Annotated in this window: 11 protein-coding genes; 3 read left to right on the top strand and 8 right to left on the bottom strand. The window is 41.7% G+C overall.

The window, feature by feature from the left end; genetic code table 11:
- Nucleotides 1-74 precede the first annotated feature (74 nt).
- The 3 genes from kimA to groES all read right to left on the bottom strand — a co-directional run bounded on the left by kimA (nt 75) and on the right by groES (nt 4,621).
- Nucleotides 75-1,904: a potassium transporter KimA gene (kimA, locus tag LEUCM_RS00690; RefSeq protein ID WP_016264636.1), complete on the bottom strand. Its 1,830-nt coding sequence runs from the start codon at nt 1,902-1,904 to the stop codon at nt 75-77.
- Nucleotides 1,905-2,657: 753 nt separating this feature from the next.
- Nucleotides 2,658-4,283 (bottom strand): chaperonin GroEL, encoded by a 1,626-nt coding sequence (gene groL, locus LEUCM_RS00695; RefSeq protein WP_025016446.1) that lies wholly within the window; start codon nt 4,281-4,283, stop codon nt 2,658-2,660.
- A 53-nt stretch (nt 4,284-4,336) separates the two neighbouring features.
- A complete protein-coding gene (groES, locus tag LEUCM_RS00700; protein WP_011374067.1) occupies nt 4,337-4,621 on the bottom strand; it encodes a co-chaperone GroES in 285 nt (94 codons plus the stop codon).
- Nucleotides 4,622-4,792: 171 nt separating this feature from the next.
- On the opposite strand from groES, the gene LEUCM_RS00705 reads away from it, so the two are divergent.
- The gene (locus LEUCM_RS00705) at nt 4,793-5,425 is read left to right on the top strand and encodes a CPBP family intramembrane glutamic endopeptidase (RefSeq protein WP_025016445.1); all 633 of its coding nucleotides are present in this window, start codon (nt 4,793-4,795) and stop codon (nt 5,423-5,425) included.
- Between the two features lie 48 nt (nt 5,426-5,473).
- On the opposite strand, the gene LEUCM_RS00710 is transcribed toward LEUCM_RS00705, so the two are convergent.
- Nucleotides 5,474-6,121 carry a redox-sensing transcriptional repressor Rex gene (locus tag LEUCM_RS00710; RefSeq protein WP_011374065.1) on the bottom strand — a complete coding sequence of 216 codons (648 nt, stop codon included), beginning with the start codon at nt 6,119-6,121 and terminating at the stop codon, nt 5,474-5,476.
- Nucleotides 6,122-6,318: 197 nt separating this feature from the next.
- Here LEUCM_RS00710 and LEUCM_RS00715 point away from each other — a divergent pair, with 197 nt between their 5' ends.
- Nucleotides 6,319-8,265 carry an ABC-F family ATP-binding cassette domain-containing protein gene (locus LEUCM_RS00715; RefSeq protein WP_011374064.1) on the top strand — a complete coding sequence of 649 codons (1,947 nt, stop codon included), beginning with the start codon at nt 6,319-6,321 and terminating at the stop codon, nt 8,263-8,265.
- Nucleotides 8,266-8,304: 39 nt separating this feature from the next.
- Here the strand turns inward: LEUCM_RS00715 and LEUCM_RS00720 are convergent, their stop codons facing one another.
- Together LEUCM_RS00720 and LEUCM_RS00725 are read right to left on the bottom strand one after the other, a co-directional pair.
- A complete protein-coding gene (locus LEUCM_RS00720; protein WP_011374063.1) occupies nt 8,305-8,667 on the bottom strand; it encodes a YccF domain-containing protein in 363 nt (120 codons plus the stop codon).
- 99 nt (nt 8,668-8,766) lie between these two features.
- A complete protein-coding gene (locus tag LEUCM_RS00725; RefSeq protein ID WP_025016444.1) occupies nt 8,767-9,084 on the bottom strand; it encodes a PTS sugar transporter subunit IIB in 318 nt (105 codons plus the stop codon).
- A 277-nt stretch (nt 9,085-9,361) separates the two neighbouring features.
- Here LEUCM_RS00725 and LEUCM_RS00730 point away from each other — a divergent pair, with 277 nt between their 5' ends.
- On the top strand, nt 9,362-10,621 hold the full coding sequence (locus LEUCM_RS00730) for a chloride channel protein (protein ID WP_016264631.1): 1,260 nt from the start codon (nt 9,362-9,364) through the stop codon (nt 10,619-10,621).
- A gap of 324 nt (nt 10,622-10,945) precedes the next feature.
- Here LEUCM_RS00730 and tsaD read toward each other — a convergent pair whose 3' ends face one another.
- Nucleotides 10,946-11,980 carry a tRNA (adenosine(37)-N6)-threonylcarbamoyltransferase complex transferase subunit TsaD gene (gene tsaD, locus LEUCM_RS00735; protein WP_016264630.1) on the bottom strand — a complete coding sequence of 345 codons (1,035 nt, stop codon included), beginning with the start codon at nt 11,978-11,980 and terminating at the stop codon, nt 10,946-10,948.
- 10 nt (nt 11,981-11,990) lie between these two features.
- On the bottom strand, nt 11,991-12,458 hold the full coding sequence (rimI, locus tag LEUCM_RS00740; protein ID WP_016264629.1) for a ribosomal protein S18-alanine N-acetyltransferase: 468 nt from the start codon (nt 12,456-12,458) through the stop codon (nt 11,991-11,993).
- Nucleotides 12,459-12,462: the final 4 nt, after the last annotated feature.

Here is a 12,462-nt window from a genome sequence, read left to right on the forward strand (position 1 = left end):
CTTGCACTAAACTAAAACAGTCTAGGGCAAGTTTTTTGTTAATGCTCAGTTGCTAACCGCAACCAAAAGCACTTCTAATGTTTCAAGTGGTAACTGTATGTTGAGATAATGATGTTTTCACGGCTGGCAAAAGCTGTTCTTAAGCGTAAACTTGATTGGTTATGCAAAATATTTTGCCATGGTTTTCTTGGCACAAATTGTGGTACCAAGACCGTTGTCGTGAAGTTTCGTTTTTGGGCATTCTTGCTAACAATATCCACAAAACGAACAATTGGTTTTTGAATTGAACGGTATGATGAATGCACATCGACAAAGCGGACGTTCGGGAAATCAGCCTTAAATTCAGCTTGAATTTCACGTTCTTTTTCCGGATTTTCATCTGTCGACACGTGCATTGCAATGACGTAATCACCGATTGATTGTGCGTAATCAAGCGCCCCGCGGGTAACTTGAGTCACGTTGCTGACCAAGACAATAACGGTTGAGCCATCATAATCATGTAAGACAGCTTCGTTGGCACTTACTCGTAATTGACGTGCAACCTTCTTATAGTGATCATGAATCTTATAGAAAATCCAGATCATAATTGGCATGATGATGAAGAATGGCCAGATATCAGGTAAACGATAAACGAATAAGATAATTAAAATGGCAAATGAAATCAAGGCACCAACAAAGTTAGCGATTGATTTGCCAAACCAATTCTTAGGCCGTTCAACCCACCACTTACGCAACATCCCTGATTGAGAAAGCGTAAATGGAATGAACACCCCAACGGCGTATAACGGAATCAAACGTGATGTGTCACCGTTAAAGATGAAGATCAACGCCATTGAACCGATTGCCAATGTGATAATCCCGTTTGAGTAACCCAAACGATCGCCACGATCCATATACATATGTGGCATATATTTATCTTTTGCTAAGTTATAAGCCAACACTGGGAATGCTGAGAAACCAGTATTAGCGGCAACAGCTAAAATGAAGGCCGTTGCGAATTGAACGATATAGAAGAAGAACCCTTTACCAAAAGTATGTTGTGCAACTTGTGATAAGACCGTTACTTTTTCCATTGGCACAATGCCGTACCAGTAGTTCAAGAATGTGATGCCGGCAAAGAAGAACCCTAAGATAGCGGCCATGATTGCCAATGTTTCAGCAGCATTTGTGGCCCGTGGTTTCTTGAAGAACGGTACCGCATTACTGATTGCTTCAACCCCGGTTAATGAAGATGAACCAGATGAGAAAGCTCTAAAGATCAATGCCATTGAAATCCCTGGTACAACGGCCCCAACTGTTGCTGTTGCGTGGAATGGAATCGCACCTGTGAAAATTTTGTAACATCCGACGATAATCATCAAGGTCATCATCAAGACGAATAAGTAAACTGGCACCATTAAGAACGACGCTGATTCGCGCATCCCACGGAGATTCATCGCCATTAAAATAATCACGATGACAAAGGAAATCCCTACCTGGTGCCCGTACATTGCCGGAATTGCCGAGGTAATCGCCTCAGCACCAGCCGAAATACTAACCGCAACTGTTAACATGTAATCCACAAGCAGTGAACCACCTGCGACTAAACCCGCATTCTTACCCAAGTTTTCACTTGAAACGACATAGGCGCCACCACCACCTGGATAGGCGTGGATAACTTGCCGATAAGAAAGGGTTAAAGAAATCAATAACACCAATACGAACGCTGCAATTGGAATTGAATACCAAATTGCTGCTGCAGAAAGCGTTGTTAAAACAACAACGATTTCTTCGGTTCCGTATGCAACTGATGACAAAGCATCAGAAGACAACATTGCCAAGGCCTTGAAGCGCCCTAATTTCTGGTTACCTTCATCGGAAGACTTTAATGGTTTCCCGATGAAAATCCGTTTTAGTTGTTGCATTGCAATATAACTCCTTTAATTAATCGTATTTCTATACATAAAAAGCCCTCATGTGATAATCGCCTGTTACCATTTCACACGGTGACTTTTGAATATAATATCCTACTTAAAAATAATTGCTGTTTTTTCGAACAAAAGGTATTCTACTATATCTGACACTAAAATACTACAAGAATTTAACTTAGGTACCTATCTATTCTAACCATCATTGACCGTTAGTTATAGCGTCGATTAGCTAAATAAAATCTATTTCGACGGGCGCCTTGCATTCATTATAAGCTAAAAAATGATAATAACCAGCGTTAATTTTGAAAACGACAGAAAAAAAGGCCATCCCCAGTAAAATGCTGGGGATGGCCTTGGTTGGACGTACTGCTTTAACGTGTTTTTTGGTTGCAACAACCTCCGCTTAATCTAAAATTGGCAGTAATCCTAAGCCCAAGATTACTGCCAATTTTGTATTAATGCTCAGTTGCTACCCGCAACCAAACACACTTCTTTCTTTAACGTGCTTTTTGAAACTGATTCCTGCGCCTAACTACAAAATGAGCGTTATGGCAAGACCCGCCATAACGCTCATTTTTAGGTTAATGCTCAGAATCAACCCGTTTCAAACGCACTTCTTTTATTAACGTGCTCTTCGAGCAGCCTTTTCCGGTTAACTGCAAAACGGGCATCATGGCAAAGACCGCCATAATGCCCGTTTTACTGTTAATCCTCAAAGCCTGACCAACTCGAGTCACACTTCTTTAATTACATCATGCCACCCATTGCTGATGGGTCCATGCCTGCTGCTGGTGCTGGGTTGTCTTCTGGTTTGTCAGCAACCACTGCTTCAGTTGTTAACATTAGAGCAGCAACACTAGCTGCGTTTTGTAATGCTGAGCGTGTTACCTTAGTTGGATCTAAGATACCCGCTTCAATCATATTTTCCCAGTTGCCGTTTGCTGCATTGTAGCCAACTTCAACAGGTTGTGATTTTACTTTTTCAACAATGACTGAGCCTTCAAGACCAGCGTTTGTTGCGATTTGACGAACAGGTTCTTCTAATGCACGAAGCACAATGTTAATCCCTGTTTGAACGTCGCCTTCTTCTTCAAGAGTGGCAACACTTTCGATGACATCGATTAATGCTGTCCCACCACCGGCAACGTAGCCTTCTTCAACAGCTGCACGCGTTGCATTTAAGGCATCTTCAATCCGATATTTTTGTTCTTTCAATTCTGTTTCTGTGGCAGCACCAACCTTGATCACTGCAACACCACCAGCTAATTTAGCTAAGCGTTCTTGTAATTTTTCACGGTCAAAGTCTGATGTTGTTTCAGCAATTTGTTTCTTGATGTTTTCAACACGTTCTGCGATAGCTGATTTGCTACCAGCACCTTCAACGATTGTTGTATCGTCTTTTGTAACAGTTACCTTACCAGCTGTCCCTAATTGATCGATTGTTGTTTCTTTCAATTCTAGACCAAGGTCACTTGTAATCACTGTGGCACCTGTTAATGTCGCAATGTCTTCTAATTGTTCCTTACGACGATCGCCAAAACCAGGGGCCTTAACAGCAACCACGTTGAATGTCCCACGAATCTTGTTCAAGACAAGTGTTGGTAATGCTTCGCCATCAACATCATCGGCAATGATTAATAAGGCTTTACCTTCTTGCACGATTGATTGTAGAAGTGGTAAAACATCTTGAATATTTGAAATCTTCTTATCTGTAATCAAAATGTATGGGTTGTCTAAGTCAGCTTCCATCTTGTCGTTGTCAGTCACCATGTATTGTGACAAGTAACCACGATCAAATTGCATCCCTTCAACAACGCTTAATTCAGTATCAATCCCTTTTGATTCTTCAACTGTGATGACACCGTCGTTACCCACTTTTTCCATGGCATCAGCAATTAAACGACCAGTTTCTTCGTTAGCTGATGAAACAGCAGCAACTTGGGCAATCGCATCTTTGCTTTCAACTTTGTGTGAAATTTCGTGTAACTTCTTAACAGCTTCTTTAGTCGCTAATTCAATCCCACGACGGATACCAACTGGGTTAGCACCGGCTGTCACATTCTTCATCCCTTCGCGAATAATTGCTTGGGCTAAAACAGTAGCGGTTGTTGTACCGTCACCGGCGATGTCGTTCGTTTTTGAAGCAACTTCAGAAACTAATTTGGCACCCATATTTTCAAAATGATCTTCTAATTCGATTGCTTTAGCGATTGTCACACCATCGTTAGTGATTTCTGGTGAACCGTAAGCTTTTTCCAAAACAACGTTGCGGCCTTTTGGTCCTAATGTTGTCTTAACAGTGTTAGCTAATTGATCAACACCTGCTAACATTTTTGAACGTGCGTCTTCTGAAAATTTAAGTTCTTTTGCCATAGTTATTTCACCTCAAAAAAATTTTTTAGTTTGTTTTTAAACGTTTCAGTTTATTATTCAATAATGGCGATAATGTCTTTTGCGTGTAATACCAAATATTGTTGGCCTTCGTATTCAACTTCTGAACCAGCATATTTATCGTAAATGACTTCATCATTTTCTTTGACATCAAGTGGGATTCGCTGACCGTCACTGGTCATTGCGCCGGCACCAACGGCAACGACTTTACCAGTTTGTGGTTTTTGTTTGGCGTTACTTGCAATGACAATGCCACCTACTGTTTGTTCTGCTTCGTCTTTAACGGCGATCACTACGCGATCTTCTAATGGTTTTAACACTTAAAATCCCTCCATCACTTTTTCTTTTTTAGCACTCTAAACACTCAAGTGCTAATCACATTTTTTATCATAGCATTTTTTCAGAACATTGCAAGTATTTTGCTATCCCCTTTTGCATTTTAGTAGTCAATGCGCTACGCTATGGTCACATCAACTTTCAGGAGCGTAATCATGACTCAAAGCCAACAAAATTTTAGGCTGATTATCAGCTATCTCATCATTTTATTAATCCCGAGTGCCCTCGTCCGCTTTTTTGGCCTGTCGGATCAATTCTATTTATTCACCACAATCACGGACAGCCTCGGCGCACTTTTATTACTCTATTTTAATTATCGGGGTCCCAAAAATAGTCTTGAGAAACACCCCTTGCCGCTTAAGAAAGCCATCATCTGGGGCATTAGTGGTATTTTACTCGCGTTAATCGTCCAAATTATCGCTGGTTCAATTGATCATCTACTCTTTAAAAATAGTACGCAATCACTCAATACGCTCACTCTCATGACGGCCCTCAAAGCCCAACCGTGGTTGATCATTATTCTAACAATTGCTGCGCCAACAATGGAAGAACTCGTTTTTCGAAAGGCGATTTTTGGCGGTCTTAGCGGCCGCTTAAATTCGGTATTAGCCGCACTCATCTCTAGTTTATTATTTGCCGTGATTCATCAAGACAGTCATCTAATTATCTACGCGGCAATCGGCCTTTTCCTTTGTTGGCTGTATCGCAAAACGGGTTCCATTTATACAACGATTATCAGTCATGCGGGAATGAATCTCGTCGTGACGCTCTTTTATCTCAGTCATTAAAAAATAGAGCCCATTAACCGACATCACTGCTGGTTAATGAGGCTCTATTTATTTTGACGCTTCTTCTGTATTATAATTATCAAGGAAATAAATTAACGTTTGTAACTCTTTCGCTAAATCAACATTTTGAATCCGAATCGTATTCGGTACAGAAATTCGAATTGGGGTAAAGTTCATGATGCCCTTAATCCCTGCATCAACTAGTTGATCCGTTACTTTTTGAGCAACTTCGATTGGGACCGTCAAGATGACGATTTCAATTTGTTGTAACTTCAATTGTTCAACCATTTCGTCCATTGAGTAAACCGGCACACCTGTTTGGATCGTGCCAATTAATTCAGGTTTAACATCAAAAGCAGCGCTAATCCGAATATTATTCGTTTGTCTAAAGTTGTAATTTAACAAAGCATGTCCTAAATTACCGATACCGATCAAAGCAACATTCGTTAAGCGATCTTGATTCAACGTCTTCTTGAAGAAACTCAAGAGAGACTCAACATCATAGCCATAACCCCGTTTACCGAGCGCACCGAAATATGAAAAATCACGGCGAATTGTCGCACTATCGACTTTAACAGCTTCAGATAGTTCAGTTGACGAAATCTTGGTCTTACCCGAATTGTTTAAAAAGTTTAGATAACGATAATATAAAGGTAAACGCTTCGCTGTGGCTCTTGGAATTTTATTTTCAGCCATTTGGAACCTCCGTTCATTCTTTTACTTGTGAAAATATCCCTACACTATATTGAAATGATACTGAATTTTCTTGTGAAAAGCAATTAATTTACTATTTTGACTGTCTTTGCCCTAAATCTGTTATGATAGTTGAAACGGACTTTAACGATTCCTTAAAATGGTACCTTAAAAACACGACATCGAAAGGATTTTACATTGTGATATTATTACAGGTTCAACAAGTCGCCCGTCACTTTGGCGGTGACTACTTATTTAAAAATGCACAATTGGAAGTGCAAGATCACGCCCGCGTCGCCTTAGTTGGCCCTAACGGTGCTGGTAAATCAACACTTTTGAAGATGATTGCTGGCATTACGACGCCCGATGATGGTCAAATTATTCTGGGTAAAAATGTCCAAGTTGGCTACTTAGCCCAAGATAGCGGTCTTAGTTCTGAACGGAACATCTATGACGAAATGCTAACGATTTTCGAAGGCCTTCGCCAAATGGAAGCTCAGATGCATACGTTGGAACAAGCAATTGCCGATCCAGATGCTAATCGTTCAGATGAGGACTACCAAGCCCTCTTAAAACAATACGATCAGATTCAACACGACTTTTCTGAAGCAAACGGGTATGGTTACGAAGCCGAAATTCGTGGTGTATTGCACGGTTTCCAATTCCCAGAAGAAACTTTCACCAAACCAATCAGCACGCTATCTGGTGGCGAACGGTCCCGCTTAGCACTTGCTAAGCTATTACTTGAGAAAAAAGACGTCTTAATCTTGGATGAACCAACTAACCATTTGGACATTCAAACCTTAACATGGCTTGAAAATTATCTTCAAACCTATCCCGGTGCACTTTTAACCGTTTCTCATGACCGTTACTTCTTAGACAAGATTACTAAAGAAGTTTACGATATGAGTCGCCACACATTAACGCACTACACCGGCAATTACAGTCACTTCTTGACGCAAAAATCAGCCAACCTATCACTCGAATGGAAGGCTTATGAGAAACAACAAGCCGAAATCGAGAAACTCCAAACATTCGTCGACAAAAACTTAGTTCGAGCCAGCACGACTAAGCAAGCCCAAAGCCGCCGTCGTCAACTTGAAAAGATGGATAAGTTAGAACGCCCAACCAACGACGCCTCTAAAATCCACTTCCATTTTGATATCGATCAACCAAGTGGTAACGAAGTCTTGCAAGTCGTTGACGCGGCTGTTGGTTACTCAGCCGACAAAGTAATGGTCGAACCGATTAACTTTGAGGTCAACAAGCAAGAACGCTTAGCGATTATCGGACCTAATGGGATTGGTAAATCAACACTTTTAAAGAGTATCCTTCATCAAATTCCATTCTTAAAAGGTCACGAACGTGTTGGTAGCAATGTTTCTATCGGTTATTATGACCAAGAACAACGCAACCTCCACGCTAACAAAACGGTTCTTAATGAATTATGGGATGAACATCGCACCACCCCTGAAAAAGAAATCCGCACACTTTTGGGCAGCTTCTTATTCACCGGCGACGATGTTTTGAAAGTCGTTTCACAATTAAGTGGTGGCGAAAAAGCACGACTGTTACTAACTAAACTAGCCATGAACCATGATAATTTTTTGATCATGGATGAACCAACTAACCATTTAGACATCGATAGTAAGGAAGTTTTAGAACAAGCCTTACGCGAATTCGACGGCACCGTCCTCTTCATCTCCCATGACCGATATTTCATCAACCAAGTGGCAACCGGCATCATTGAACTGTCAACCACCACCGGCAGCAAGCGCTACTTAGGCGATTACGACTACTATCTCGCTAAAAAGGCTGAGGAAGAAGCCTTCGCACAAGCCGCTGAAGTGCCAGTTGAAGTCAGTGACCAACCTGTTACTGCTCAAGATAATTATAAAGCCAGCAAGGAAACACAACGGGCTCAACGGAAGTTAGAACGAGAAGTCACTGCTTTAGAAGAACAAATGGCAACACTCGAAGAACAAGCAACTGCCATTCAAGAAAAAATGACGCAAGCCGATATCATCACTAAACCATTGGTCTTGCAGGAATTACAACAAGATTTAGAAAAAGTGCAAGCAGACCTTGCTCAAACAGAAGCTGATTGGGAAGAACAAGCGATGGCACTAGAAGAATTTACTAATTAAAAACCAGAAAAAGCGCGTATCGTAGGATACGCGCTTTTTTTAGCCAACAATTTGTTTGCCAAACGGACTCAATGATAAACTTGCTAATTTAAAATGTTGATGGGCAAATGGGATGCCGACAATTGTAATTGTTAATAACAAGCCCCAGAAAATATGGTTGGCCCATAAAATAAAGCCCCCAAAGATAAACCAGACAATATTTAATAAAAAGGAGCCTGCACCACCGCTCGAAACAACTCGTGCGTTAAACGGCATTAACGTCAAACCACCAATTTTAAAACATTGTAAGCCAACTGGAATCCCCACGATTGTGACACACCACACTAAGCCGGCTAAAAACCAACCAACTGCGCTCACTAAGCCACCGAAAATCCACCAAATAATTGTGCCTAAAAGACTCATCAGCTACTCCTCCTCTACTCTTTTCTCCGATTATACAGACTTGTCCAACCCTAATCAAAAAGCCCGCCTAATTAATTAGGTGGGCTTTGTTTTTAATCATTAACCGATTAGTGCTAACGCTTGTTTCAAGACGGTTTCGCCATCCATCATCCCGTAGGCTTTCATATCGATCACTTCAACACCAATGCCTTTAGGTGCCAATTTTTCTTTAAATTGACCTTCCATAAAGCGTACTTGAGGGCCTAATAAGACGCAATCAATTTTTTTGTTTTCTAATTGGTTATCTGCATCTGATGCGCCAGTTGCGAAGATTTCTGCATCGACACCTTGTGCTTCTGCTGCCTTTTGCATTTTTGAAACGAGCAAGCTAGTTGACATACCTGCCGCACAACATAACATGATTGTTTTTTCTGCCATAATAATTACCCCTTAATTTTTTTAGATTGAAATGAAAGAATTGTACAGAAAGTGAAATGAAGCGTTTTCATCACTGCTGTAAATTCAGTATAAGCGCTTTCTAAATAATTGTCAATTAATGTTATTTTTTAATTTAAATAATTGCTGATTCCCCTTTACTGACTATTTGTTAATAAATTAACTAATAACTAGTGTTATTTTATATTCTTTTTTTCAACCTGACTTTTTACGTCAACTATGTTTAAATGGCATTTAGACACTTTTTTTCGGAGGCAACATGTTTAAATTTAAATCACTTTATCTATTTGGTTATGGTCTTATTCTGAGCGCCATCGTCGGTATCTTGCTCGGCCTTTTTTATAGCTTACAAAGTACTCTAATTGATCTTTTCTGGCAAAAAGCAACCTTTGGTGGCCTCTTAGACGCCATTATGCTGGTGATGGTTGGCTTAGTCATCATTATTTCACGACACTATTTTGGGCCCCTCCCACAAAATTTGGGGGTCATTAAGGCTGATCTCAAACAAACGGGCACTGCTAATTATCGCTATGTCCTTTTACAAATGCTGATTTCTGCTGTCATTTTGGTCAGCGGAACGAGCCTTGGACCTGAAGCAACATTGGTTAGCTCAACCTTCCTCTACAGTATTTGGCTCGCTGACAAGCAACGCTACGTCGCCGCGCATTTTGATGACTTACGTGCACAATCAATAGGCATGAGATTAAAAGTACTCGCGACACCGCACCGCTATCTATTGCATTATCAACAACCAACCGCCCCACTCACCAAAGTAGCAACCTATCAAAAGAAAGCCCTCATCACAACTTACTTTTTAAATGGGACTGCGTGGTTTAGCGGCGTCTTCATCTTAACCGGCGAACCGTCATTAATTATTCGGCTTGGCCAATCGCACTGGCAAGGGCGCGATCTCTATTGGTTTTTACCATTAGTGCTCGGAGGTTATTTACTCGGAAAACTTTGGTTGGCCGGCATGGTGGGCTTACGCAAAATTATGCAAGCCCGCCTCACCAACGATCAGGTCCGCGTCTTAATCGGTGGTCTAGCGATTTTCTTAGCCAGCCTCTTTTTCCCACACATTCTCTTTTCCGGTCAACATAACTTTCATTTATTCACCACAATTTGGCAAGATCAATCAATGCTTTTTTTAATGAGCCGCTCCCTATTAAAACTAATTTTATTAACAATCTGTTTGAACACCGGTTGGCTTGGCGGGGATATCTTCCCGGTTTTGTTTGCTTCAACTGCTCAAGGGATGGCAATTAGCCAGTTATTCCCGCAAGTTGATTCCCTCTTTGTCATTGGGTTAATTGCCATCAGTATGGGCAGTGCCATTCTTGAAGCCCCACTGGTAGCTGGATTGATTATGGTTATTTTATTCTTACCGCCTAATCTCTTTTGGGTTGGTATTATTGCTACTGGCATCGTCTTAGGCTTAGAAAAATACCGTCAACATCATCAAGCACGCCGTGAACAGCAACAAAGCCAAGGTGCGCGACTACATCAAAGTGAAGCCTAACAAAAGGGGGCTGAGACAAAAGTAAATTTTGTCCCAGCCCCCTTTTTTGTTATCTAAATATTGATGGTCTAAACGTGTTCTATAAGTCATATCCTTCCGGTTAACCCTGAATCTCAAACGATTGCTTACAGCAATCATTCGCCATTCTGTGTTAATCCTCAGGACATACCCAACTTATGACACACTCTCTTTTTTAAACGTGTTCTATAAGTCATATCCTTCCGGTTAACCCTGAATCTCAAATGATTGCTTACAGCAATCATTCGCCATTCTGTGTTAATCCTCAGGACATACCCAACTTATGACACACTCTCTTTTTTACTTTTAAAGTTCGTTTTGATACGGAAAGTCCAAACTAGGGACGGCGTTTAAATCTAAATCAGCCAGCGTGTTTTGCGCAAGTGCAATGTGGGCAGCAGCGCCAATCATCGCGCCGTTATCGCCGCATAAGCGTAGTGGTGGCATGATTAAATCAAGATCTAATCCTGCTGATTCAATCCCAGCCGCTAAGCCTTCTCGCAAGCCTTGGTTGGCCGCAACCCCGCCGGCAACAACTAGTTGTTTAACCTTTAGTGATTGTGCTGCGCGAAGGGTTTTAGTGACTAACACTTCAACAACACTTGCTTGAAAGCTCGCCGCTAAGTCCGCTTGGTCCAATGTTTCACCGATTTGATCAGCATGGTGGACCGTATTGATAAAAGCACTCTTGAGACCACTAAAACTGAAGTCCAAGTTATCTTCTTTCAACATTGCGCGTGGAAAATTAAACGTATCCTGTCCGATATGTGCGAGGCGGTCAATTTCCTTACCAGCTGGATATGGCACACCCAATACCCGTCCAATCTTATCGTAGGCTTCGCCAGCCGCATCATCCCGTGTATCACCGATGATTTCGAATTGACCCGCAGCAGGCATATAAACCAATTCTGTATGACCACCTGAAACCAATAGGGCTAACAAAGGGTATTCTAACGGTTTAACAAAGCGGGCCGCATAAATGTGCCCGGCCATATGATTAACCGGTACAAGTGGCAAATGATGCGCATAGGCGATTGCCTTAGCGGCTGTGACCCCAATCAATAAAGCGCCAACTAATCCGGGACCGTAAGTGACGGCGACCGCTGTTAAATCATCATAAGTCACACCAGCTTGTTCCAGTGCTTCTTGTGTACAAAGTGTGATTTGTTCAACATGATGGCGGCTAGCCACTTCTGGGACTACCCCGCCAAAACGTTGATGACTCTTAATCTGTGTTGCAATGACATTACTTAAGATGCGTTGACCATTTTCAATGACCGCCACACTCGTTTCATCACAACTTGATTCAAAGGCTAAAATTAATTCTTTTTTCTCCGTCATTTTGTTACTCCTATTGACTCAGTATGCGGCACATACTGAATGCATCTTCTTTTTCCTGAACATAATAATTGCGTCTGGTTTTAACGACCTTAAACCCCATCCGTCGATAAACAGACTGCGCGCCTGTGTTACCAGTGCGGACCTCAAGGGTAATTTTTTGACTCGGATAATCCCGCGCAAGTGCGACCACCTCGTGGACTAAAAAGTGGCCAATCCCTCGTTTTTGAAAGTTAGGACGGACCGCAATATTCGTGATGTGGGCCTCATTAGTTGAAAACCAAGCACCAACAAACGCGACCACTTCTGAGCCTTGGCATAATACTAAATAAATCGATGTCCGGCGCTTGCTGAGTTCACTAGCAAAGGCCCACCGATCCCAAGGTGTTTTACCGCCATAGACCGAGCGTTCAATATCAATCAACGCTGGAATATCGCTCTGGCTGGCACGCGCCAAGTAAAACGGCTGATCATCAATCATGACT

Origin of the sequence: Latilactobacillus sakei subsp. sakei DSM 20017 = JCM 1157, assembly GCF_002370355.1 — a bacterium.
GTDB classification, from domain to species: Bacteria; Bacillota; Bacilli; order Lactobacillales; family Lactobacillaceae; genus Latilactobacillus; species Latilactobacillus sakei.

Excerpts from the sequence above, each read along its gene's own strand:
- kimA (WP_016264636.1), bottom strand. The coding sequence starts at position 1,904 with ATGCAACAACTAAAACGGATTTTCATCGGGAAACCATTAAAGTCTTCC.
- groL (WP_025016446.1), bottom strand. The coding sequence starts at position 4,283 with ATGGCAAAAGAACTTAAATTTTCAGAAGACGCACGTTCAAAAATGTTA.
- LEUCM_RS00705 (WP_025016445.1), top strand. The coding sequence starts at position 4,793 with ATGACTCAAAGCCAACAAAATTTTAGGCTGATTATCAGCTATCTCATC.
- LEUCM_RS00710 (WP_011374065.1), bottom strand. The coding sequence starts at position 6,121 with ATGGCTGAAAATAAAATTCCAAGAGCCACAGCGAAGCGTTTACCTTTA.
- LEUCM_RS00720 (WP_011374063.1), bottom strand. The coding sequence starts at position 8,667 with ATGAGTCTTTTAGGCACAATTATTTGGTGGATTTTCGGTGGCTTAGTG.
- LEUCM_RS00725 (WP_025016444.1), bottom strand. The coding sequence starts at position 9,084 with ATGGCAGAAAAAACAATCATGTTATGTTGTGCGGCAGGTATGTCAACT.
- LEUCM_RS00730 (WP_016264631.1), top strand. The coding sequence starts at position 9,362 with ATGTTTAAATTTAAATCACTTTATCTATTTGGTTATGGTCTTATTCTG.
- tsaD (WP_016264630.1), bottom strand. The coding sequence starts at position 11,980 with ATGACGGAGAAAAAAGAATTAATTTTAGCCTTTGAATCAAGTTGTGAT.
- rimI (WP_016264629.1), bottom strand. The coding sequence starts at position 12,458 with ATGATTGATGATCAGCCGTTTTACTTGGCGCGTGCCAGCCAGAGCGAT.